The organism is Eubacterium sp. (assembly GCF_057858645.1).
The window spans coordinates 14,175-36,916 of the sequence record NZ_DBLZZO010000024.1; the positions used below are offsets into that span (position 1 = coordinate 14,175).

Consider the following 22,742-nt stretch of genomic DNA (forward strand, 5'->3'; position numbering starts at 1 on the left):
TTCACCTCTAATACTTACTATCCACATTTAAACCAGTTCTTTATATATTCCCATTCTGGTTGATTAAGTGAATAATACACAGTAAGCCCTTGCTTCTTTCGCACCAGTATTTTACTTTTAGTCAATACCTTTAAATGATACGATATAGTAGCTCCCGTTAAATCAAAATGTTTTATTATATCTCCAGCGCACAAGCTCTCCTCTTCCAGTAAAAGAAGTATATTTCTCCTTATTCTATTAGATAATACTTTAAAATAGTAATCTAATTTTTCTTCACTGTTTCCCATCATAACACCTCATAAAATTTGAATAAAATCTAAAAGTTATTACTTATCTTCTTCATAAACTGTATTATTAAAAAGGCAAAAGCAAATAAAATACAAGCCACTATGTACGATGCGCTCCAAATACTATGTCCAAATATTTTTATAATACACCATATCATACCAACTCCAATCAGACAGCTCAAACATATTGTAGAAATAGCCGGTATGCTTTGTTTAACAATATAGATTATATTTTCCCATTCATAGTTAGGAAATAATAGGTTTATAAATAATCCCAATGCTCCGGCAAAGGCGGAGAATGAAAGTGGCAAAATAAAGCACAAAAAATATTCATAGCTATTCATATGGTAAGTAATCCCTAAAATAATCGTTGCTAAACATATCATCGGTACTGTTAAAGAAAGATGAAATAAGTATTTTGCAGTAAGTAACTCTTTTATCGATACAGGAAAGGATTTTAATACTTCTCTATTCTTTCCCTCAATAGATATATTTGCATAACTTACATTAGTTAAAATGATCATAAGGCTCATAGCGTAACTGTATAAAACCATAGGATCTTGAATTTCCAGAAGCTCACTAATTAAATTAAAATATGCAGTTACCTTTTCTGACGCTATAGATGAATATATTACAAACAGTAGAAGCAAAACATTTCCCAACATTGTATTTATCAAATAAATAGGAATTGAAAGATACCTCTTTATTTCACGTTTCCAGAGGGAATATATTTTTCTATTTTTTTTGAATGATAAATTCAGTGAACTTCCTTTCTGTTGATTTATTTGCAAATTTATATATCTTTTCTTATAGTTTTTAGAGATGTAAATAATTAGCACAGTGCCACTTATTAATGCAACCACAGATGCCAATGCAGCACCTACTTTATATGTAAAAAATACTCCTCCAACCAAATAAGTAATATCTACTTTTGTAAGGATATGCCTATAAATGCTATTCAAATCTACCTTTCCAAAGAAAAAAAACATAAAAAACATAAAAGCAAAAAGTATTACCATGTACAAAATACTACGGACAAAAACTTGTGATTTATAAATATTTACAATCTGTTTATATAAAATATATCCTGATATTACCCCTAGTAGCATTGGAATAATTGGAAAAATAAATATTTGAAGGCAATCCAAAATTCCAAATAATATACTATGTAGCAATATCGTATATCGAAGAATCGGAATAATCAAAAAAGCTAAAGATATAATGACTCCCCATAAGTATAGAAAAAAAATTTTTGCTAAAACTATACAAATAGTCTTTACGGGATAAGAAAATAATATATCACTACTTCTATCCGAATATAACATTCCACTGCCCTTCAAAAGTGAAGAAAAAAATATAATAAGAAAAGCAAGTAAACCTAATGGATTAATTAAATATTCTAGAATTTCTTGTGGCTTCTCAAATTCCATACAAACCTGATACATATTTCCAAATAAATATGTACCACATACTCCTATGCACAAAACAACTGCACAAAAAATTAATAAATATCTTTTTTTTTCTTTTTTATCTCCATAAAATAAAGTGTTGAATTTAAATATTTCTTGTGCCTGTTTAAAAATAAGAATTTTAAATATTTTCATATCCTATTCAACTCCATAAATATATCTTCCAAATCACTTGTTCCTAAAATCTCTCTTATTTCGCCACATCTAAGCAGTTGTCCATTTTGAATAATAGCAATTTTATTGCACGTCTTCTCTACAACATCAAGAATATGACTTGAAAATAAAACAGAGCCACCAGAATTGCAGAGTTCTTTCATAAGCAGCTTTAATTCAACAAATGCTTCAGGATCTAGACCTACAAATGGTTCATCTAAAATTAATAAAAGCGGTTCATGAGCCAAAGCGCCTATTAAACTAATTTTCTGTTTCATACCATGTGAATAAGAGCCTATTAAGTCATTTAACTTATCTTTCATACCTAATCGCTCCGATAATTCAATAATTTTATTCTTCCTAGTATGTGTTGATACATCATAAATATCACATACAAAATTTAAATATTGCAGACCTGTTAAGTATGTTTCCAACACAGGCGAGTCAGGAACATAGGCCATTCTTTTTTTACATTCTATCGGATTTGATTTAATTGATATTCCATTTAGAAGAATATCTCCGGAATCAAAGTCGTGAATAGTAAGACAAGCCTTTAATGTAGTTGTTTTTCCTGCACCATTTTTCCCTATAAATCCATACAAATCTCCATCTTCTATAGTTATACTTAAATTTTTCACTGCTTGTTTTCCATTTGGATATGTTTTTGTTAAATTTCTAATTTCAAGCATAAAAACTCTCCTTTAAACTCGCCCATCATTTTGAAAATTTTCAAAATGATGGGCAAAAAAATTATCATTCCATTTTCTACCATTAACATTGCTTTTTGGTACTTTTCTAAATTGCCAGTACGATTACTGCAACTGCCAAAACAACTGCAATTACAGGTATTAAATAAAACATAAATTTGCGTTTTTCCTGCTTATGAAGCAAAGAAAAACTAGCTACTCCATTAATCAATGCACAAATAACGGGAATTCCAAACACAACAATAGGTTTTGGCAATGTAGAATCCACATTACCAGCGGAATCAAAATGAATTGGTACATCCATAGGGAGTTTCCCCCAAAAAAGGCCTAAAATCAACACTGTTGCAAGACAAATTGCACTTCCAATAATCACATGTTTTTTCATTTCATTTACCTCCTTTTCATATATACTAACATTAGAGAATACACTAATGGCAGAATCCCAACCAGTATAATAACTAATGGAATGATCACTATTTTTAACGGACTAATAAAAAGTTGAAAAATACATAAAAAACCTGCTAATATCCATGTATAACCTGCTAACCGATGTGTTTTATCCCAACTTTTCTCATCATGCAATAACCAGGGGAACTTTAAACCTATATACGGATTCATTTGATTTTTAGGAAAATAGTTTCCACTTACTATAAAAACCAAGCCTACAAAAACATAAACAGCACTGTCTGTAAATAAAGAATCAGGAAAAATTCTAGAATGAATGGATATTATCACAAAAAAAAGTGATGTAAACGGCATAATCCATTTTCCTAATCTAACTAAAAATTTTGCTCCCCTTTTTTTACAAACTGTAAAATTTAATCCTATATTCAAAATAATATTAAAAATAATTATAGCTAATAAAAATAATCCAACATAAAAATCCTGAGTTAATATTCTCTCTGCTAAATAAAAATGACAAAATATCCCATAAATAATTACCGTACAGGCACATATTAAAGTAGTTATTAATAGTGTATTTTTATCTTTTTTTCTCATTATCAACATCCCCTTCATTAAATTGCATACACCAGAGCACAATATCTTCGAATACAGACACATTCAGCTTGTAATATATATACTTTTGTTGTCTATTTTCGAATATCAAATCAGCCTTTTTTAACAAAGACAGATGATATGAAATTGTCGCATTGGAAATATCAAATTCTGCTGCAATTTCTCCTGCAGACAGTTCTCCTCTTTTTTTTAACATTATCAATATGTCTCGACGTATTGGATCACTTAATGCTTTAAATACATTGGGTAAGCCCATCTTTATCACCACATTTACATTTCGATTTTTTTCTAAATGTCTTTTTCTTCATTATATGCACCTATTTTATAATTGTCAATACATTTTTAATATAAAATATATCTACCTCCATTCCCGGATTGATAGAATTTTTTTATACTACCTTGCAAATTTACATGTAAGGTCTACTATCATCTCTTTCTGCTCAAAATGCAGATAATGTCCCCCTGTTAACGTTATTAATTCACTCTCTTGATTATCGCCCATCACACTTTTATGTAGCTTTTCCCATTCTGGAAAAATTTCACAATTGTCTTTTGAAACAAAGTTTAGCACTGGCACTTCTTTCGGAAATTTCATGTTCCGCACTATCTTCAGATTATTTTCTACCTGTTTTAATTCATTCATTACAGTCTTGTTATAAGAAGTATCAAGGGAAAGTATCCGAAAAACTTCTAAGTCTTCCTGTGAATAAGAATAATTCTGGTCTGCATAGATAGCCTTTTCCGGATTTCCAATTGAAAATATCCGGCTAATTCCCAACACATTTTTTGTTTTACTTAAATAGGCCATCAGAAGATTTAATTTTGTTGTATCAAAGGGTTCATTCTCATTTTGCTTTGGTACAGAAGAATCTATCCCTATAAAACCACGAACTTCCTCTGGATAAGTATTAGCATAATACAGGGAATACAATCCGCTAATAGAATGAGCCATCAGATAATATCGGCGAACTCCAATCTTCTCTAAACAGGCATGTAATTCCTCTACGATATTCTCTATGCTTCTTTCTGTATCTGCGGGATCAGACAGTCCATAACCAAAAGGCTCCATTGTAATCACTTTACATGTCTTTCCTAATTCCTCAGCTAAAGGTCTAAACTCTAATACCGGAGAAGGAGATCCCAGTCCTGGGAGTAATACAATAACTGGAGTTTCTTCTGCTTGCAAACCAGCAATTTCCACAGTCATCTTTTTCCCATTGACTTTAACTGCCTTGCCATAAGCAGCTTGTATCTTTGGTATTTCTCTCCTTTTACAAAAATAGTTCCATGTGATCCCCATGCAGCATAGAATCAGAATTACAATAACCAACCACTTTATTATTTTAAATATTTTCCTTCTCATAATTTTAGAAACTAATTTCACCTCCCGTTACTTTCACTGTTTTAGATCCACTATTGGTTACATAGAATCTATAATATCCACTAGACGGTATTGTAAATGATGTTTTATGGGAAGTTCCTGAACCGCTATACTTTTGGGTTCTACTTCCATTCTGATTGATATACCCCATCTTTACAGAGGAAGATACATTCAAGTTTACCCGAAAAGTAACAGTAGTACCTCCACTCACATAAAACATAGAGCCATTGGAGTCATAAAAGGATACCGTTTTCCCACTTTCAATACTAATTTGCTGTAGTCCCATTCTATCCTCTATCTGATCTTTATATAAATCTTCTCTACAAATACTATAAGTTGTTATATTTCTTACATTATCGGCTGCTGAAACTGGCATAGCAACCAGGCAAATAAGCCCTAATATTCCCAAAAATATTCTTGTTTTTTTCATCTTTCACTTTCCCCTTTCTACAGTCAATATTCCTTGCGAAATCGTTACTCTGTCACTAGATACATTTTTTAAATATACACCATATTGTCCTGATTTAGGAATATCCAGGATTATCTTATTTTCTGTTTCTGATATAACCTTCTCATCTATCACCTCTCCATTAAAAATATATCCAATCTCCAATGTTCTTGCTTTACCTCTCTCATCACTATCAGACTGTATGAAATCTAATATAAAAGTATCCCCTGTTTTCATATTCCAAGTATCTCCATCAAAATCTGTAAGAACAATCATGGTTCCGTTATCCAAATAACACTCTGGCACTGATCCATTACGCTCTGTTTTGAATTCCATAATATATTTTGCAATAGGAATTCCATCTTTATATAAATTTTCTGGTAAAATCATGTCCGTTTCCACTTCCATTTGTATAGCTCCGCTGTTTTCCTTTTCATATAAAGCAAGTCCATTCTGATTTTCTAAAACCACTTCCTCATTATTTTTGATTTCACCTGCAGATTTTAAAACTTCATGTGCCCCAACAGTGATTCCTCCAATTCCCATTGCCGCTACCAAAACAGCTATATATCTCCTGCGATTTCTTTTGGCTTTGGTGTGACCTATCTCAAGAAAAACAATTTCTTTTATTCGCTTCTCACTTTCAATATTTTTATGTTGCATTTCATTTTCAAATAGTTCACAGGAATTATCAAACATTTCACTTATTTTAAATTTCACTGGCATCATATCCCTCCTCCAGAAGAATCCTTTTCAGAATTTCTCTTCCTCTCCGCAGACGGGTCTTTACTGTTTGAGGATTCATTTTTAATATTTCTGCAATCTCTTCTATTTTTTTATACCGATAATAGTACATAATAAAAATTGCTTTATCTTTCTCTTTCAGCTTTTCCAATGTTCTTCCAATAATCAACTGCTGCTCCTTTTGTAAAATCAATCTTTCTACATCACCATCGATCAAAAGAATATCATCATTAAGCTCCAAAATTCCCCCACGATATGAACGTAACCAATCTTTTGCCTTGTTTCTTGCAATCATAGCCAAATAAGATTTAATACTGCTATACTGTTTATAATTAATGCGCTCTGCTGTTAGCCATAGGGAAATAAAGGTATCAGCAACCACCTCCTCTATATCTTCCTTAGTTCCCTTTTTGTGCAGCAATTCCCAGACAATACATGTAATATAAGCACTATATAAATCAATGATTTTCCCTAATGCCCTCTCATCTTTCTTCTTTAGTTTTCTCATTAAAATAATTTCATCCATTGTCCAAATCCCATCTGCCTGTTTTTTATCAATACGTATAAAAATGGAATTTGGTTTCAAAAAGTCCCTTTAACTTTAATATTTAATTTTGAAATTCTTTTATCTATATCCTACTTGTATAAAAATTTCAAAACGGAAATAGGAGCTTAAATCTGAACTACAGATTTAAAGCTCCTAAACTTTTTATAATTCTATAATTATCATCTACTTTATTACATTTATAGGAAAGTCAAAATTGTATGCATGATATATATATACTTATAACTTCTTCAGTCTATACCCCACATTGACCAACGTTTCGATAATATCATATCCCATCTTTTTTCTTATCTTCCATATCACATATTCTACTGTTCTGTATGGTATCTGATCATCATGATAATGAATCCCCCATACAGAATGATAAATATTTGTCTTTGGCATTACCCAGTTTGGTTTTAAAGCCAGTAGGTACAAAACTTCAAATTCCCTGGGCGTCAGGTCTATCTCCTTTCCTTCGTAGATAACCTGATAGGACATTGGATTTAACTGTAATTTCCCGTTGCCCAACACTACATTCTCTTTATATTCTGGAAAAACATACTTCATGTGTATGCCTCCTCTTGATTTGTAAATTCAACTTTTCTCATTCCAGAAAGAAATACTGGACGAAAACTCCTCGCCCAGCACTTCTTCAATTATCAGTTATTTTAATGCACTCTCTATATCCTCCGCTGCTTTTTCTATAATTTGAAGATACTCCTGGAGCTTTTCAGACTGGATATTTTCCTTTTCTGCAAGTGAATTGATTAGAAAGCAACTTGTTTTTATGCAGCTTAGCGGATTTCGGATATTGCTCTGCAGTTCCGCCCGCATAGTACGATAATCATTTTCTATATTCAGTGTCCTTGTTACTGCCCTCTCACAAATATCCAGCAGTTGATTGATACACTCTGCCAACTCTTGCACCGGATCATTCAAATACCTGCACCTAACTCTTTGTTCCAAACATTGTTCAGAAAGAATACCATTCAAATCATTTAACAGCAGTCTACATTCTCTATCACATTCCATTTCTACAGCTCCATTCATGCACGATAATCAATAATAGAAAATTCCTTTTTCTCAGGTCGGTATTTGTATATAAGATCATAAGCACCATAATTTTCTTCTAAATCTTCACTTATGTAAAGAGCAGATATTCCCAAACTTTTTGCTGCATGATAAGTAAGTATTGCAAGTTCTGCCTTGCTTTGCTCTTGCATTCTTTTGAATAAATCGAATATCACAACAACCTTTCTGCCTCCAGAAAAGGCACGCGCACAGATACATCTCATTTTTTCTCTATGATTAAGATCCGAAGGATATTTTTGTAATAAGTGGCCTATGTCAAAAGCCTTAACCAATTCCTCTATATTGGATTTATCTCCATCTAACAGACTTGGCATAGAAATGTTTTCTTCAACCGTCATAAATTCAATCAGCGGAAACTCTTCTGCCGCTATTCCAAACAAGCGCCTGTTTAAAAGAGAACGACTATTTTCGTCCAAATCAAGCCAGTCTTTATTACATACAAATATCTCTCCTGTTTTCGGTTTTTTATATCCGCAAAAGATTTCAAAAAGTATCCGTCCAAAATTTTCCCCACACATAAAATAGCAAACTTCTTTGGAATTTACCTCAATGTTTAAATTTTGTATATAGGCTTCCTCATCTGCCATATTTTCAACTAGAAATGGATACATAGTTTCTCTCCCTTTGTATTAAAAAGGCACTAGATAACAGAAAATTCTTACCTAGTGCCTTTTTCTAAACTGCCTTTGTCTGTATTTGCAAGTTTTACCACCAGCTAGTTACTACTGCTGTACAGTTATTGTATCCACTCTCCATACAATCGTGTAAACAGTCATCAGGATCACAGTACTGTACTTCAATTTCAAATATTTCTTCCTGTACTGTTCTTTTTAATTTCTCCATAATAACTCCTATCTCCAACCGGTAATAATCGCATCACAGTTATTGACCCCTGAGTGTATGCAATCATGCAGACAATCATCAGGATCACAATACTGTACTTCAATTTCAAATGTTTCTTCCTGTACCATTTTTTCTAATTCCTTCATAATGACTCTCCTTTATCTCCAACCGGTAATAATCGCATCACAGTTATTGACCCCTGAGTGTATGCAATCATGCAGACAATCATTAGGATCACAATACTGTACTTCGATTTCAAATGTTTCTTCCTGTACTACTTTTTCCATTTCCTTCATAATGGCCTCCTTCTATCTCCAACCGGTAATAATCGCATCACAGTTATTAGTTCCTGAGTGTATACAATCGTGCAGACAATCATCAGGATCACAATACTGTACTTCGATTTCAAATGTTTCTTCCTGTACTACTTTTTCCATTTCCTTCATAATGGCCTCCTTCTACCTCCAACCGGTAATAATTGCATCGCAGTTATTAGTTCCTGAGTGTATACAATCATGTAGGCACTCGTCTGGATCGCAATACTGCACTTCGATGTCGAATGTTTCTTCCTGTATTACTTTTTCCATTTCCTTCATAATGGCCTCCTTCTACCTCCAACCGGTAATAATTGCATCGCAGTTATTAGTTCCTGAGTGTATACAATCATGTAGGCACTCGTCTGGATCGCAATACTGCACTTCGATGTCGAATGTTTCTTCCTGTATTACTTGCTCTAAAATCCTCATACTCTTTCGCCTCCTTTCCAAGTAATTTTATATTTAATAAACTTAAATATCCTATCCCTCAATTCTAAGTTTTTCTACAATACTGCCTTTGCTAAATACCTTATATAATAATTTAGGTAAAAATATTGTTAGTATAACAATAATTCCACCTATAAGAATAGCTGGCCATATTACCATATTAAAATGCATAAACCATGTATCTTTACAAATCGGACCAATCAATAAAAATCCCGATACTAACGAACACACTAAGCCTAAAAGAGCTGCATAAACAGAATATAGCAGGCTTTCTCCTGTTATCAAAACTTTAATCTGTTTTTTGCTCATTCCCACACTTTCCATTATGGCAAATTCTCTTCTCCGACTCAAAATATTTGCAATTGTTAAATTCAAAAAATTGATAAGACCTGAAATTCCAATAATACAACTAACAACAATTCCCACTGCATAAATTGTATTTTTCATACTTTCCATATCCTGTTTTATCAACTCAGCAGAATTAAATCCAACTTTTCCTTCAAAATTTTCAACGAATACTTCAATCTCCGATGAAATTTGTTTCATATTTTTTTCATCGACATTGAATGTATAATTCATGATTGTTGGATTTTGATATAAATCTACAAATGATTTTGAGGAAAGGTAGAACATCGGTGCATCTCCTCCAACAATATTTATACCTGTCGTCATATTAGGAGCCTCATATTCTGTCGGGCTAACATACGCATGTGCAATAACCGTATAAAGTTTTTCCTCACCATCAACAAAAGCCTTTATTTTATCACCTAAATTGCATTGAAATTTTCTCGTATCTTTTGAAGTACGTGAAACTGGCAATGCTTCTATCAAGAAATTCTCTTGCTCCATTTTATGAAAAATACTATTCTGCTCTATACCTGCAATAGAGTCTACTAAATTCATTCTCTGGTAAACATTTTCATCTATTCCATAGACATTACAAATTGGAAAATTATTATTTCCCAGTATTACACGCCCATTTTCTGTAGCTACCATCTTCACTCCATTTTCAGATATAATTTCATCTTGTATTGGTGCATTATAATCAAATGTAACGTTTAAATCATCTAATGTATTTTTATATATAATCCCTTCCGCATTAATTTTAAAGTTTGCCTTAATGCTATCTATTACTTGGGGTTCTAAACCATCACTATGTCGTGTATAACCTTTTAAATTATTAAATAGATTACCACTTCCGATTTCAATATCCGCAGCACTTTGTAATTCAACCCCTTTTTCTATACTAATACTATTTGCCAGAATAAAAACTGAATTAAAAAACACACAACATAATGCAATAGATATAACAATAAAAATACTTCTTTTTTTGTTTCTTCTAAAATTATCATTTGCCATTTTAATTATGCTAAATTTATGCGTTTTTTTCTTTTTCTTATTTTTTCTTATTCCCGTTTCCCTTATAGCTACCAATGGGGAAATTTTAGATATAGTACGTAATGGTTTACCAATACTTATTTTAACCGTTACAATCGTAAATATCGTTGCCACAACAAAAATCAACGGATTTGGTGCTATTACTATTTCTGTTTTTAAATATTCACTTGCAATAGTATTCACTGCAAACGGTAAAATAGATTTACCGATAAAATCCCCTGTAACTAAACCAACTGGTATTCCTAGCACAAGTAACCACAATGTCTGGATTTTAACAAGTAATGCAATCTGAGATTTCGTCGTACCAATAGTTTTAAGTAGTCCATAATTTTTTATATCCTGCATAGCTGAAATAGAATAAATATTATTAATAAGCAAGTAGCCTGCCAAAATAAATAAAACTATAAAGATAATCACTGCGCCAATCACAGAAAAGTCCAATTGTGGATTTGTAATTGAATTCACTGCACCAGATACAACATCTTTTCCTTTTTGCTCGTTAAAACCTTCAATGATCTTATTTATTTGTTGCTCCACGTTCTTTTTAGATTCAAAAATCACCTCTGAGAAATACGTTCCAGCATATTCCATGTCCTCATCGTATGTATAGGGAAACAAAGATTCATTTTTATTCATAAACTCCTCTGACACTAGCAATACACTAACTTGTGAATTTCTAGCTTCCCACCATCCGGAAACTGTCATTTCATAAACATAATGCTCTTCTCTTAAATCAAATTCTATCCTGACCTTTTCTCCTACTTTGGGTGTTACTCCTAAACTTTCTAATGCTTTATCTGTAGTAGCAATTTCATTAGCCTTTTTCGGTGCTTTCCCATGCGTTGGCCTATTAAAAGTTAATTCTTGCTCTATTTGATCCATATAATCAATTTCAACATTATGATTCTTTGTATTACTTGCAAATCCTATCGGTCTTCGACAACCACTAACTTTTATGTTGCTATTTTCCTGCAACTGCTCAAACTCATTTTTTGTTAAATATCTTATATCTCCGTCTGCTTTACTTCCCTTTTGCATCTGCATAGTAGTCTGTATTGATTGATATGTTCCCGTACAGATTGTTAACATAGAAGTAAATAGCATAGTGGTTAGTATAATTGCCAAAATAGTAATTATATTTCGTGTTTTACTTTTTCCAAAATTCTTTTTTGCAAGATTAAAGATACACTTTTTATTTCTAGTCAAATACACCGCATTCCCTCCCATTATGCGTCTATAATTTTCCCGTCCTGAATTCTAATAATTCTATCCGCCATTTGAGCCAAATTCATATTATGCGTAATCATAACAATAGTCTGACAAAATCGCTGACTTGTTTGTTTCAATAAGCCCATTACTTCAAGACTTGATTGTGTGTCAAGATTTCCTGTCGGTTCGTCAGCCAAGATGATAGCCGGTTTTGTAATCAAAGCTCTGGCAATTGCAACCCTCTGTTGTTGTCCACCTGAGAGATTTCCAGGAAGATTCTCCAATTTTTTATCAATGCCCAAAATTGTAACAATTTTGTTCAAAAAATCTTTATCTATATCATTTCCGTCTAATTCCACTGGAAAGACAATATTTTCATAAACATTTAATGTTGGAATTAAATTATAATTTTGAAAAACAAAGCCAATGTTCCTTCTGCGAAAAACCGTTAGTTCTTCTTCATTTAATTGTCCTATTTTTTTGCCTTTTACTAAAACACTCCCAGAAGTTGGTATGTCTAATCCACCAATCATATTTAATAATGTAGATTTTCCACTCCCTGAAGCGCCAACAATAGCAACAAATTCACCTTCTTCTATCTCTAAAGAAACCCCATCTAAAGCTTTTGTAATATATTCACCGGAATCATAATATTTTTTCAATTCCTTTGTTTCAAGTATAGTCATGCTATTACTTCCTCCATCCTAGAATTTTTAGTTTTTATAAATCCATAACCATATAGGGTTTAAGATTTCCTTTATATCCATAATCTCACCTTCCTATGCTATTGAAAAACTCCTCTATTTCTACAGAGTCAAAATAAAATTCTGTAATTTTTCCATTTGAAATTCGATATAAAGCCGGAACTCCTGCAATTAACATATCTTCGTATTTTGTAATAGAAGCATAATCAATTTCTGGTGTCTGAATATCCGTATAGATATCCCCTACCTGTGAACCAGGGAATGCCGGAATATCCTCTGGAGTAATGGTTACAAAATTGAAACGCATACGTTTTCCGTAATCATTCTTCATATTTTGATATTTTTCTTCCGATTCGCCTGGTAAAAATACCTTGTTTCCATCACTGTCCACATATCCTATCTTTTTGTTATATTTGGATCGCGTTGCCGCCCAGTTATATTTCTGTAAAGGGCGATTTTCTCTTAAAGCATAATCTACAAAATATACATTATCATTTTCTGCCGCAAAATTCAGCATTTTATCTTTTACCTGATTACAAAACGGACACTGAACCATGTAAAAGTAAACGTAGTAATCCTCCTGATTCTGGTTAAACATATCCTTCAAATTGATTTTTGTAACATTTTCGTATGGATCTTCCTCTGAAGCCACGATAGCAGGCTCTTCCCCTGTTGAATAAGCAAGAACGCTCTCTGTATTGAAAGATACTGTCATCACTGTAGCCGCTGTTAATAACCCTACTGTTTTTAAAAGTCTTTTTCTATTCTTCATAACTAATTCCCCCATAATAATTTTTCTAAATGTCCTTTTTGTTTTTCACAAAACTTCTGGAAGATTTCCTCATCACTCTGCATTCCCAGAGTAAAATTAATACAAGAATGGCAAAACAGGTTCACATCACAGTCCTTACATTTTTCCATTCTCCAAGGTCTTAACTTCTCCAATTCCTCTTTCCATGCCGGGTTCTCAATAATTTCTATAATCGGTGTTTCCAACAGATTTCCCATAAAAAGATTTTCCAAATTGCTAAGTGGAGCACAAGGATATACATCTCCGTTTTCACTGATATTTAACTCCTTTTTACCCGGCTGACATAATGAACATCTTAAATGCTGCTTTTCCAATTTCTCTATGTACTCCATTGGTGGAAGCAATTCTCTTTGGTTCTCTTCTCCTCTTCCTGAAGGAGCAAATCTTCGGATTAATGGTTTTACATCTAACTCTTCACATAATTTATAAAAATCCTGATCATGTCCATAGGTGTATTTTGTTTCCAACATGGAAACAGATACTTTTTCCATTCCAGCTTCTTTTAATTTTTTGATCCCGGCAATCACCCGGTCATAAATCCCTTCTCCTCGCACTTTTGTGCAGCTATAGGAATCAAAACCATCAAGACTGACGGAAACACCATCAACATTCTTTTTAATGATTTCCATAAGCCGGTCATTCAGCAGCAACGCATTTGTAGACAAGGTAATTGCACCTTTATAATTTCCTCTTAAATATTCCAGTATCTCACAAAAGTCAGAACGAATTAACGGTTCTCCTCCTGTTAAGTTGATTTCTTTTGGGTTTAAAATTAATACCTGATTAATTGCCTTTTTCCAGTTTTCCGTATTCATGTGGTCTACTTCTTCTATACAAGCAGACGCCACACAATGTTTACATCTTAGATTACACCTGTTGGTTAAAGAAAGATATACAATCTGATACGGATAGGTTATCTCATTTTTCATCTGTTCTTCCGAAATGTAAAAATGAATCCGGCACAGTTCCTGAAATAACTTATAGGCATTTTTCTTTACCACAGTATCTTCTTCCTTAATGGTAAACTCCCCATTGTTCTCTTCCAGATATTTTTCAAGATACTGAAAATAAGCCTCTGAGGTTTTTACAAATCCTCCGTTTCTAGTGTTACACAAAACGACTCTTTCTTCACGTACTAAAACTTTTGCATTTGGACTTCTCATGTACATACTCGGTTCCCTCCTTTACAACTCAATAATAAAGTCTGCACTTTTTTCTGCATCCGCTTCATGCGAAAATAAAATAATAATACTATTCTGTTTTAAGTGTTCTATCATATCATAAAATTCTTTTTTAGAAACACTATCCAGGTTTGATGTCGGTTCATCAAAAATATATACAGAGCGTTCCCTACATACTGTCCGGATAATACCAATTTTCTGCGCCTGCCCACCTGAAACACTTCCAGTATCAATAAGTTCCGACTCTAATGTACGCCCCATTTCTTCCAAATCTTTATAAAATGATAATAAGGAAATATACTTTTCTACTGAAATAGGATCGTTTAGAGCAATATTATTTCTTATGGTGTCACGAAAAATGGGCGGCTTTTGAAAACAAATCCCTATTGTTTCTGCAAGTGCTTCCCTGGAAAAATTAGTAATGCTTTTCCCATCTAATAGTATAGTTCCTGAAAAGTCATTCCAAATTTTTAACAGGATACCAGCCAGTGTACTTTTTCCTGAACCATTTTTCCCTTTAATCAGATAAATAGAGCCCTTCTCAAGACACATATTCAAATTTTTTTTATACACTTTTACTTCTTTATAACTGAAATTTACATCTTTTATTTCAATTTTTGATATATCCATTTGCTTCACCCTACAATCTCATTAATTCGGTCCATTGATACTTTTGCTTTTTGGAACTGTCCAATTACAAGCATGATTGAGGACAGTGGATTAAACATTCTTTGTGTGTACATAATAATCACTGTCAGCTCTCCAAACTGTACCTGTCCGTTAATCACCATAACACCACTGATCGCCAGTACAATCAAAAAAGTAGCGGTACTAATGAGCTGCGGTACTGAACGATTATAGGCCATTAACATATTTTGCTTTAGGATTTCATTTCGCAAAGAAGTTTCATTCCTGCAAAATTTATCTATATAATAATTTCTTCCATTTAAAGCCAGATACTCGTAAAGATTACTTACAAATTCCTTAATCAAACCATTCCCAATATCCATTTTTCCCATTGCTTTTCTGGACTGCCCCATAATTTTTTTGTTAAAGAAAATCTGAATAGCAATAAGAATCGGATAAATCAAAAGCATAAACCAAAAGATAACCGGATTAATCTGTATTAAAATTACCGCTGTAATAATCACAGTCACAATTTGTATCAGCAGATCAGAAAGCATACGGGAAGATAACATTTCTATGTTATTAACATCTGCATTCATGCTGGTCATAAATAGATTTGATTTCTTCTCTATTTCCTTCCCATCAACCTGAAACATTGCTTGTATCAGCAATAACTTGATTTTAACAATAAAACCATTTGACATTTTGCAAAACAGATAACTCAATGCCAATGCTACTGTAATAGATACAAGCTGGCATATAGCCATATATGCAACATTGGAAATCACAGCCCCTGGATCTTTTGCCGGAACCGCCTTATCCAGAATATTGGTAATTAACTGAGGATAAATATAGGTCACTATAGCGTCCATAGCTACCAATATAATCCCAAACAGATAACCCCATTTATACTTTCGTATCTGCTCCAAAACAACATTCTTTTTCTTCATAACACACATTCCTTCTCAAATGTTCAACCAGATTATACAGGGTACAAACATCACCTACTTTTATGGTATGATAATCCAACTTCGTAATTTTTAATTCCCTATATATCCCACTGATAAAATCGTAAAAATTAAAGAAATTCACTCCTGTAATTTGGGAAAGAAATGGATACCTGCTGATTTCGTCAAGGGAAGATGTGCAGCCAAACTCTAACAATCTCCTATGTACTTTTTCCAAAATCATCTGTCCCACTTCATCAGTCTGGAGCTTTCCTACACACTCTAAATCAATTTCTTCTAAAGGATCATCTGTCTTTTCCAGTATGTTTAATGCCTCCTGTATGCTTTTTATATTCAGTGCTGTTTGCATAGCTCTGGCCAGAAGACCTGCCACATAAGCATTTCCCTTTGAAGTTCCCTTAAAAAAATTATATCGTCCGGATTTTCCTGCAACAAATATCGGGGAAATATCCGCCAGAACCTGAACGCTTGCCGCCCTGTCTACAAGAACTTTTTTCTTTGCATCTGGTAATAATTCTCCAACACCAATCACACTTTTATAAATTGCCGGTATGGTATCCTTTGCATTATTACATTCCGAAGCACAGATAATCTTTCCCTGTTTTTCCAGGTCATTACAAATATCCCTCAATTCCTTTTCCATAGTAGGATTAAGCATTTGTGTTACGGAAAGGCTTAAACAGATAAGATCTACCGGTAGTTCCCTGCACTTTTCCAGCGCAGCAAGCAGTAAAGAACTGGTCGTTTTTCCTAATTCATTTACAATTTTTATAGGATAAAATTGTGCCTGCTCTGCAAATTGTAAGATACAATCAATGCAGTTGGTTCCATGACCAAAAACATCATCAAAATTTTCCTCTTCAATAACTCCATCTTCTTCTGCACTCTTTTGAAAAGAAAATCCCTGAATTACATGCTCCATGATTTCCTGATTTTGTGTATCTACACCGGAGTCTACAACTACCACTTTTGGACTATACATGGAATCCCTCCAATATATATTTGTACTTTTTATAAATCCGATAAACAATATCTCTTTCATTGCACTGGAAAGCAGAAACAGTATAGTAATCTCCGGTATATGCTTTATTAATCAGTTTACATACCTGACTGGAACAATTCTGTTTAAATGTACAATCTCCGCACCCTGTCACTGGAATTTCGTTAATCTTATGGAGAGCCTCCAATTTTTCCGGTTGCAATCCTTTCCAAACATCTCCCAGCCAATAATCCACTTTATCAGCAGCTAATGCACATGGGTAAATTCCACCATCCGCAGATATATGGAATGTATTTGTTCCACCGTCACAGCCAGTACGTCTTCTGAAGGTTGCCTCTTTAATATTAAATAATAAATACTGCGCTGCTTTTTTATCTTTTTCTATCATATAGTCCATGATTTTTTCGTAGTTTTCATAATATATCTGCATATCTTGTTGGTTCCATGCAGCTCCGGCATCTAATGCAAAAGTTACTACTCCCATATCCATCTGATCCAGATAAATATAATTTTCAGCCATAACTGGAAGGGTTTCCTTATTGACAGTCATTCTGACCCGAATGTATTCACCTTGCTCTTTTAAAAACTTTAAGGTTTCCACTACTTTATCAAAGGAAGACTCGCCATTTGGATAAATACGGTTTGTATCATTTGTTTTCCTATTTCCATCAATGCTTACAGAAATCTGTACCTTACCCTTTATAAAATCGTAAATATCCTTTTCAAACACTGTTCCATTTGTTGTCATTGTAAAAATGATATGACCATCATATCGCTCTTTTAAGGTTTCTACAATATACCGAATAACATCAAAATTCAGTAATGGCTCACCACCATGTAAAGCCACATTAATCCGTTTTCCTGCTGCAACAGTTTCATCAAATTTATTAGTAAAATATTTGATTGTCTGTTCTGCGGTTTCCAATGTCATTGTTTTAGGCTGCTTATGTACATAGCAGTATTTACAAGCTAAATTGCATCTTTCGGTTACCCAGAATGTAATATTCATACGGTTTCCCCCTTTCTTATGGAATTAGTATACTTACAAAATCTTACCAAATTATTACACCAGGAAAATATGTATAAAAGCAAAAGTGTCCCTGTAGGAAAATCCTACAGGGACAGCAATTAAATTTTCTTGGTATTTCTACCAATATAATGTTACCACCTCATTACAATAGTTGGGAACATTCAGCTTGCAGTCGTGATAACAGTCATCTGGATCACAATACTGGGTTTCTACATCAAATAATTCTTCCTGCATTCTGATTTCTAATTTCTCCATAAAACTTCCTCCTTTACCACAACGAAGTGACATGTGTGTTGCACCAATCCGGTGATGTTAAACAATCATGTTCACAATCTTCCGGATCACAATACTGAACCTCTACATCAAAAGGCTCTTCCTGCATTCTCTTTTCAAGTTCTAACATATTATCCGCCTCCTTTCGCTTATATTTCTGGTTTATCAGCATTTTTATGCTGTAAATCATCCTATCTACAAATTTCTGAGGCGTTCTGTAATACTTCCTTTTTCCCAAAAATAAATCCCTGCCTCAGAAGCAATAACAGCTATTATGAAATATAATACTATGACAATGGCTGCTGGAAGTAATGTAAATTGAAAAGTAAAAAGCCAAACAGAAGAACAGATCCCCCTAACTGCTGTCATGCCGATTAGTGTTGCAAGTATAAAGCCACCAACTGCAGCATAGAAAACATATCCTATACTCTCCCTTATAATCAGTTCACGCAACTGTTTCTTTGTTGCACCTATGCTTCTAAATGTTGCTAATTCTCGGTTTCGCACAATTAGATTTGTAAAAATAATATTCACAAGATTTACAATTCCAATCACACCTAAAATTCCTCCAATTAAAACACACAGTATTCTGACCAGTGCTTTATAATTTTCGATTTCGGAGTGCCTTTGCTCTGTAGTTTCAAATCCAACATCTGAAAATTCTTGTGAAATCTGGTTCAACATTCTTCGTACAGCAGGCGCATCTTTCTCATCTGCGTCAAAAGAATAATTCACTAAATTGCCTTCTCCATACAATTCTTTAAATAAATCTTCTCCTAAATAAAACCAAGGTCCTAAAATAGTTCCTGATCCTGTAGAACTTCCACCTGATATTTGTTCTGAATCTATCACTAAAATTTGAGAAAGAACTTCCACCTCTTTTAATGGCTTCCCATCTTTATAAATAGTCACAACATCACCGACTTTAGGTGATGTTTCAATACTATCTATACTCGGCTTTCCATTGTCATTTGCACTAAGACCGGATAAAATATAATCTCCACTTTTCAGTTTTTCTTTAATCTCATTAATATTTTTTTCTCCTTCCAAAATTTCCATTTTTCCAAAAAAGTTTTCTGAAATTCCACATACATTACATACTGGTCTCTTGTCCTTACCTAATGTTAATGTACCATAATTGCTTGTTGCACTATTGGTAATTACTCCATCAATTTCTATACTGGGTATTTTGACACCTATTATCTCGACCCCCCAATCAAAACTAATATCAAAATTATATACAGATGCATCTATTGCATTTTTGTATAACTTTGTTCCATTCTTAATCATGGCATTTTTTTCAAGTTCTTGAATGGCTTCTTCATTTAAGGCCGCAGAAGGTTTGACATAACCAATACTAGGGTTTAATGTATCTGTTGATGCAACTAAATAATCCCTTCTCATTTGTGCATTAACATATTTCTCTTCATCAAAACTATTAGAAATAATCCATAAGGAATTGACAAAGACAACACTTAATATAAGCGATGTAAATACTAAAACGGTTCTCTTTCTATTTCTCTGCAGATTGCTTCTTGCTATATTTTTAATAGAGCGAATATCTTTTTCTGCTGTTTTTTTCTTCACCTCTATATATTTTGCTGTTTCAATCGCAGAATACTTGGCAGCCTTTTTAGAAGGTCTTCTCATACTCAAAAATACTGTAAGCAACACAAAGAAAACTGTTAAAATAAAGATAGCTGGGTGTACAGACTGCACAATAGTAAGTTCTTCCTCACTGTATTCCCAATTTTTCAAAATGACGGGTAACAAAAGTGCCCCTAACCCATATCCAACCACTAAGCCAATCGGAATGCCAATAAGAGATAACAGGAACATCTGTCTTCTCATTAATCTCTTAATCTGTTTGCCGGTCATTCCAATCGTTTTCATTATCCCAAATTCTTGAATATCCTGCATAACACCTATATCAAAAATATTATAGATCAAAAGATATCCGCACAGAATAAATAATGCCCCGAAAAAGACTATGGCAAGACAAACTCCTGTATTCCCATCTTCTGAATATAACATGGGATTGACTGCTACATTAACATAGTTGCTTCCATCAGCGTTTTCTGTTTGCGCCCCAAGACTTTCTGCATATTCTTTAAGATTTTGTTCAATATTCCCTGTATTCTTCATACAAACACTTGCATAATAGGTTCCTAAAATCTCTTTATCAAGATCGTATGTATTCTCTGCCACTTCAGGGTTGTGTTCTAAAAATGCTTCAGATACAATCATAAAATCAACTTTAGGACCGCCTGTATACCAGCCTGACAGTCGCATGTCAAAGTTATATTTTTGACCTCTTAATGTAAAAGACACCGGGACATGACTTCCTACTTCTTTTTTTATCCCAAATTCTTCCAATCCTTGCTCTGATAAAAGCACTTCTTTTTCATCTTCCGGCATCTTCCCCTCTTCTAAGGAAAGATAATACGCTTCCATGCCAGCCTGATCCAGATAGTCTATTTCAATCGGACGCTTCGTTTCCTCTTCCATAAGCGCAATGGGAACTCTCCCTCCCACACTTTCAAATAAATCAGAGTTTTGAACCTCCTGAAATTGTTCTTTATCCAAAAATCGAAGTTCTGCGTCCGCTTTCATTCCGGATAATTTTAGCTGTGTTTCCCGAATGGATTGCATACCGCCAAATCCAATTTCCAATACTGAGGTAAACAAAATGGTCGTTAAAGTAATTGCCAATATAAGAAGAAGATTTCTCTTCTTATGTACTTTCAGATTTCCCTGAACCATTTCTTTGATTATTTTCTTTTCATTACTCATACGATTTTACCATCTCTCATTCTTATAATCCTTGATGCTGTTTCTGCAATTTCTCTACTATGGGTAATCATAATAATCGTCTGATTGTAACGCTCCCCTGACTCCCTGAGCAGTCTAAGAACCTCTTCACTGGATTCACTATCCAGGTTTCCTGTCGGCTCATCTGCTAAGACAATATCTGGTTTCGTGATCATTGCCCTGGCAATGGCAACTCTCTGCTGCTGTCCGCCCGATAAGGTGTTAGGTAAATTTTTCAACTTATTTTTAATACCCAGAATTTCTACAATCTCTTCAAAATATGCTTCATCAATTTTACTGTTTCCCAAATAAAGGGGTAACAGTATATTGCTTTTTACATTAAGCGTTTGAAGTAGATTATAATTCTGAAATACAAATCCGATATGCTTTCTTCGATACACTGTTAACTCTTCCGATTTCATTTTTGTTATATCTTTTCCATGTATCAGAACTGTTCCCTCTGTCGGATTGTCCAATCCGCCCAGCATATTTAATAATGTTGTCTTACCGCAGCCTGACGGTCCAACAACAGCAATAAACTCGCCTTCTTCAACCGAAAGATTGACCTGATCCAATGCCTTTACGCAAATCTCTCCGGTGCGATAATACTTTTTTAAATCTGATGTTTTAACCAATTCCATGTTTCTCACCTCATGTTTTATTTAATATAATCTATAATCCTTACTGAATTATTACAAGCATAAAACAAATTTAATTCTAAATTAGAAAGTGGTTCTTGCATTAAAGACAAGAACCACTTTCTGTAATTTGTCAATTTTTACCAGATTGTTGTCATATCGGCATCACAATTATTGACACCTTCATGTTTGCAATCGTGATAACAATCACTTGGATCACAATACTGAATTTCGACATCAAATGCAACTTCCTGGATTTTTTTCTCCATTTTTTCCATATAATATTCCTCCAATCTTACCAAATTTCTGTAAAATGTGCATCACAATTGTTAACACCTTCACCGTAACAGTCATGATAGCAATCACTCGGATCGCAATACTGGGTTTCTACGTCGAATCCTAATTCCTGAATTTTCTTTTCTAATTCTTTCATGGTTACGTTCCTCCTTATAACATTGAAGTAAAATGTGTGTTACAGTGTCCAGGTGCTGTTAAACAATCATGAGCGCAATCATCTGGATCACAATACTGAACCTCTACATCAAAAGGCTCTTCCTGCATTCTCTTTTCAAGTTCTAACATATTATCCGCCTCCTTTCGCTTATATTTCTGGTTTATCAGCATTTTTATGCTGTAAATC

The 22,742-nt window shown here is 33.6% G+C and carries 33 protein-coding genes; all 33 read right to left on the bottom strand.

The genetic code is table 11. From position 1 onward, the window contains the following. Positions 1-17 precede the first annotated feature (17 nt). Entirely contained in the window at positions 18-287 is a 270-nt protein-coding gene (locus tag ACZM4J_RS09080; protein ID WP_117854540.1) for a metalloregulator ArsR/SmtB family transcription factor, read from the bottom strand. A 29-nt stretch (positions 288-316) separates the two neighbouring features. Beyond that, entirely contained in the window at positions 317-1,891 is a 1,575-nt protein-coding gene (locus ACZM4J_RS09085) for an ABC transporter permease (RefSeq protein ID WP_117844183.1), read from the bottom strand. Beyond that, the gene (locus ACZM4J_RS09090; RefSeq protein WP_055172394.1) at positions 1,888-2,598 is read right to left on the bottom strand and encodes an ABC transporter ATP-binding protein; all 711 of its coding nucleotides are present in this window, start codon (positions 2,596-2,598) and stop codon (positions 1,888-1,890) included. Before ACZM4J_RS09090 ends, ACZM4J_RS09085 begins: the two co-directional genes overlap by 4 nt. A gap of 106 nt (positions 2,599-2,704) precedes the next feature. Then, positions 2,705-3,001, bottom strand: coding sequence for a DUF1648 domain-containing protein (locus ACZM4J_RS09095; RefSeq protein ID WP_055172391.1), 297 nt, complete (start codon positions 2,999-3,001; stop codon positions 2,705-2,707). Positions 3,002-3,006: 5 nt separating this feature from the next. Beyond that, entirely contained in the window at positions 3,007-3,615 is a 609-nt protein-coding gene (locus ACZM4J_RS09100) for an SdpI family protein (protein WP_064773969.1), read from the bottom strand. Then, the gene (locus ACZM4J_RS09105; RefSeq protein ID WP_055172388.1) at positions 3,599-3,889 is read right to left on the bottom strand and encodes an autorepressor SdpR family transcription factor; all 291 of its coding nucleotides are present in this window, start codon (positions 3,887-3,889) and stop codon (positions 3,599-3,601) included. The genes ACZM4J_RS09100 and ACZM4J_RS09105 overlap by 17 nt, the downstream gene beginning before the upstream one ends. A 138-nt stretch (positions 3,890-4,027) precedes the next feature. Continuing rightward, on the bottom strand, positions 4,028-5,017 hold the full coding sequence (locus ACZM4J_RS09110; protein ID WP_243009850.1) for an alpha/beta hydrolase: 990 nt from the start codon (positions 5,015-5,017) through the stop codon (positions 4,028-4,030). Beyond that, positions 5,001-5,444: a hypothetical protein gene (locus ACZM4J_RS09115; RefSeq protein WP_055173349.1), complete on the bottom strand. Its 444-nt coding sequence runs from the start codon at positions 5,442-5,444 to the stop codon at positions 5,001-5,003. Before ACZM4J_RS09115 ends, ACZM4J_RS09110 begins: the two co-directional genes overlap by 17 nt. 3 nt (positions 5,445-5,447) lie before the next feature. Further along, positions 5,448-6,188: a hypothetical protein gene (locus tag ACZM4J_RS09120; RefSeq protein ID WP_055173348.1), complete on the bottom strand. Its 741-nt coding sequence runs from the start codon at positions 6,186-6,188 to the stop codon at positions 5,448-5,450. Next, entirely contained in the window at positions 6,172-6,732 is a 561-nt protein-coding gene (locus tag ACZM4J_RS09125; protein WP_055173361.1) for an RNA polymerase sigma factor, read from the bottom strand. Before ACZM4J_RS09125 ends, ACZM4J_RS09120 begins: the two co-directional genes overlap by 17 nt. A 258-nt stretch (positions 6,733-6,990) precedes the next feature. Then, complete coding sequence (locus tag ACZM4J_RS09130) at positions 6,991-7,281, bottom strand: winged helix-turn-helix domain-containing protein (RefSeq protein WP_489485999.1); 291 nt, start codon at positions 7,279-7,281, stop codon at positions 6,991-6,993. Positions 7,282-7,416: 135 nt separating this feature from the next. Next, positions 7,417-7,785 (bottom strand): hypothetical protein, encoded by a 369-nt coding sequence (locus tag ACZM4J_RS09135; protein ID WP_195380339.1) that lies wholly within the window; start codon positions 7,783-7,785, stop codon positions 7,417-7,419. 14 nt (positions 7,786-7,799) lie between these two features. After that, positions 7,800-8,456 carry a P-loop NTPase family protein gene (locus ACZM4J_RS09140; RefSeq protein ID WP_195380340.1) on the bottom strand — a complete coding sequence of 219 codons (657 nt, stop codon included), beginning with the start codon at positions 8,454-8,456 and terminating at the stop codon, positions 7,800-7,802. Positions 8,457-8,550: 94 nt separating this feature from the next. Further along, complete coding sequence (locus tag ACZM4J_RS09145; RefSeq protein WP_158555573.1) at positions 8,551-8,688, bottom strand: hypothetical protein; 138 nt, start codon at positions 8,686-8,688, stop codon at positions 8,551-8,553. An 8-nt stretch (positions 8,689-8,696) separates the two neighbouring features. Continuing rightward, a complete protein-coding gene (locus tag ACZM4J_RS09150) occupies positions 8,697-8,834 on the bottom strand; it encodes a hypothetical protein (protein ID WP_158555574.1) in 138 nt (45 codons plus the stop codon). A gap of 12 nt (positions 8,835-8,846) precedes the next feature. After that, positions 8,847-8,984, bottom strand: coding sequence for a hypothetical protein (locus tag ACZM4J_RS09155; RefSeq protein WP_158555575.1), 138 nt, complete (start codon positions 8,982-8,984; stop codon positions 8,847-8,849). A 12-nt stretch (positions 8,985-8,996) separates the two neighbouring features. Then, a complete protein-coding gene (locus ACZM4J_RS09160; RefSeq protein WP_158555576.1) occupies positions 8,997-9,134 on the bottom strand; it encodes a hypothetical protein in 138 nt (45 codons plus the stop codon). Between the two features lie 12 nt (positions 9,135-9,146). Further along, positions 9,147-9,284: a hypothetical protein gene (locus tag ACZM4J_RS09165; protein WP_489486001.1), complete on the bottom strand. Its 138-nt coding sequence runs from the start codon at positions 9,282-9,284 to the stop codon at positions 9,147-9,149. A gap of 201 nt (positions 9,285-9,485) precedes the next feature. Further along, positions 9,486-12,056 (bottom strand): ABC transporter permease, encoded by a 2,571-nt coding sequence (locus ACZM4J_RS09170; protein ID WP_489486002.1) that lies wholly within the window; start codon positions 12,054-12,056, stop codon positions 9,486-9,488. A 20-nt stretch (positions 12,057-12,076) separates the two neighbouring features. Continuing rightward, complete coding sequence (locus ACZM4J_RS09175) at positions 12,077-12,745, bottom strand: ABC transporter ATP-binding protein (RefSeq protein WP_117689869.1); 669 nt, start codon at positions 12,743-12,745, stop codon at positions 12,077-12,079. Positions 12,746-12,830: 85 nt separating this feature from the next. Beyond that, positions 12,831-13,535 carry a hypothetical protein gene (locus ACZM4J_RS09180; RefSeq protein ID WP_195380343.1) on the bottom strand — a complete coding sequence of 235 codons (705 nt, stop codon included), beginning with the start codon at positions 13,533-13,535 and terminating at the stop codon, positions 12,831-12,833. 2 nt (positions 13,536-13,537) lie between these two features. Beyond that, positions 13,538-14,743, bottom strand: coding sequence for a radical SAM/SPASM domain-containing protein (locus ACZM4J_RS09185; RefSeq protein WP_055173333.1), 1,206 nt, complete (start codon positions 14,741-14,743; stop codon positions 13,538-13,540). A gap of 15 nt (positions 14,744-14,758) precedes the next feature. Further along, positions 14,759-15,385 (bottom strand): ABC transporter ATP-binding protein, encoded by a 627-nt coding sequence (locus ACZM4J_RS09190; RefSeq protein ID WP_064773981.1) that lies wholly within the window; start codon positions 15,383-15,385, stop codon positions 14,759-14,761. A gap of 5 nt (positions 15,386-15,390) precedes the next feature. Next, complete coding sequence (locus tag ACZM4J_RS09195) at positions 15,391-16,341, bottom strand: ABC transporter ATP-binding protein (protein ID WP_081021356.1); 951 nt, start codon at positions 16,339-16,341, stop codon at positions 15,391-15,393. Continuing rightward, positions 16,289-17,332: a S8 family serine peptidase gene (locus tag ACZM4J_RS09200; protein ID WP_055173327.1), complete on the bottom strand. Its 1,044-nt coding sequence runs from the start codon at positions 17,330-17,332 to the stop codon at positions 16,289-16,291. The genes ACZM4J_RS09195 and ACZM4J_RS09200 overlap by 53 nt, the downstream gene beginning before the upstream one ends. Next, complete coding sequence (locus ACZM4J_RS09205) at positions 17,325-18,359, bottom strand: radical SAM protein (protein ID WP_055173325.1); 1,035 nt, start codon at positions 18,357-18,359, stop codon at positions 17,325-17,327. The genes ACZM4J_RS09200 and ACZM4J_RS09205 overlap by 8 nt, the downstream gene beginning before the upstream one ends. A gap of 138 nt (positions 18,360-18,497) precedes the next feature. Continuing rightward, positions 18,498-18,635, bottom strand: a complete 138-nt coding sequence (locus tag ACZM4J_RS09210) for a hypothetical protein (RefSeq protein ID WP_155512149.1) — start codon at positions 18,633-18,635, stop codon at positions 18,498-18,500. A 13-nt stretch (positions 18,636-18,648) separates the two neighbouring features. After that, entirely contained in the window at positions 18,649-18,783 is a 135-nt protein-coding gene (locus ACZM4J_RS09215; protein ID WP_278279458.1) for a hypothetical protein, read from the bottom strand. 65 nt (positions 18,784-18,848) lie between these two features. Then, on the bottom strand, positions 18,849-21,446 hold the full coding sequence (locus ACZM4J_RS09220) for an ABC transporter permease (protein WP_055173322.1): 2,598 nt from the start codon (positions 21,444-21,446) through the stop codon (positions 18,849-18,851). Continuing rightward, complete coding sequence (locus ACZM4J_RS09225) at positions 21,443-22,105, bottom strand: ABC transporter ATP-binding protein (RefSeq protein ID WP_055173318.1); 663 nt, start codon at positions 22,103-22,105, stop codon at positions 21,443-21,445. The genes ACZM4J_RS09220 and ACZM4J_RS09225 overlap by 4 nt, the downstream gene beginning before the upstream one ends. A 137-nt stretch (positions 22,106-22,242) precedes the next feature. Next, complete coding sequence (locus tag ACZM4J_RS09230) at positions 22,243-22,380, bottom strand: hypothetical protein (RefSeq protein WP_155512148.1); 138 nt, start codon at positions 22,378-22,380, stop codon at positions 22,243-22,245. Positions 22,381-22,397: 17 nt separating this feature from the next. Further along, the gene (locus ACZM4J_RS09235; protein WP_155512147.1) at positions 22,398-22,535 is read right to left on the bottom strand and encodes a hypothetical protein; all 138 of its coding nucleotides are present in this window, start codon (positions 22,533-22,535) and stop codon (positions 22,398-22,400) included. A gap of 14 nt (positions 22,536-22,549) precedes the next feature. Next, positions 22,550-22,684 carry a hypothetical protein gene (locus ACZM4J_RS09240; protein ID WP_256280328.1) on the bottom strand — a complete coding sequence of 45 codons (135 nt, stop codon included), beginning with the start codon at positions 22,682-22,684 and terminating at the stop codon, positions 22,550-22,552. Positions 22,685-22,742: the final 58 nt, after the last annotated feature.